The 1062-nt window shown below is 44.2% G+C and carries 1 protein-coding gene; it reads left to right on the top strand.

The window, feature by feature from the left end:
- Positions 1-75 precede the first annotated feature (75 nt).
- A partial coding sequence (locus tag R7R78_RS24450; RefSeq protein WP_225474418.1) for a hypothetical protein occupies positions 76-1062 on the top strand: 987 nt, incomplete at its 3' end.

The raw sequence follows: 1062 nt of genomic DNA, 5'->3' as shown, positions 1-1062 counted from the left end.
ATTTTGACGATTTTGTGTTCATTTTACTCTCGGTAATTCATAAGAATTTTATATAAATTGGAAAGTACTGTGTCGATGGTTCAGCGTTGTTTTACCTTACTCTTAGTTGCTTTATTTACCTCTGCAAACGCTCTAGCAGCAGGAGAGGTGGAAATTTCATTTAGTCCTGCTTCTGGGAGTCATTATGAAAATGGTGAAGAAATTTCGTATTCGATTGAGGTAAAAAATACAACGGCGGACACAATTGCAGATGTCTCAGTGATAAACGCGGTTTGGGATGTCATGTCGGGCGACCAAAAAGCCTTTCAGAGCGTATCGATATCAGACACTCACAGTCTAGGTTCAATAGCTGGTAGTTACGCATCTAGCAATGCGAACTTAGAAGTGACTGGCGCGACATTGCTGCCATTTGGTCGAGTTACTTATCATGTTAGCGCGACAGTGTCTCATGAGTGTGCTGAAAACATCGTATTAGGTGGAGCACAAGTAAAAGCGATGATTGCTGGGGCAGAGAATACATTCGTTGATACAACCAGCGTCACGTTTGAACCTGCCGAATACAAATACACGCTAGATGCAGCGGTAACGCCAGCTGAATATCAAGTCGCAAACGTTTTGACGTACACGCTCACCGCAAAAAATACTGGCCTGTTTGCAGTAAAAGGCTTAGACATAACCCAACCTTTTTTGTCTCTTACTGGTGAGGTTCTAAGCGGTGCCAACGCTCCAGTTTTTAGTCATGTCGAGCTCAGTGCTGTCGCTTCTTCTGGGAGTAATACGGGAACATTTTCGAAAGCAGATGATTTGTCGGTAGAGAATGCGGAGCTATCCGTGGGTGGTTACATCACTTACACCATCAAAGCGACCGTTGCGAATGATCTGGTTTCTGACATTACAACTAAGGCGTCGGCGTTAACGCGCGATGGCCCTGTAGAAAGTAATGTTCTTGTCACGCCTCCAGCGACGCCGAACGTTACGCTTACCCATACACTTTTGTCTTCGACACCTTATTTAATCAACGGTAAGCTCAATTTCGAAATCAAAGTCAGTAACAACGGTGGT

Source organism: Vibrio sp. 2134-1 (assembly GCF_033339495.1).
Note: the sequence above shows the minus strand (reverse complement) of the source record. Positions and strands in the feature narration are given on the sequence as shown.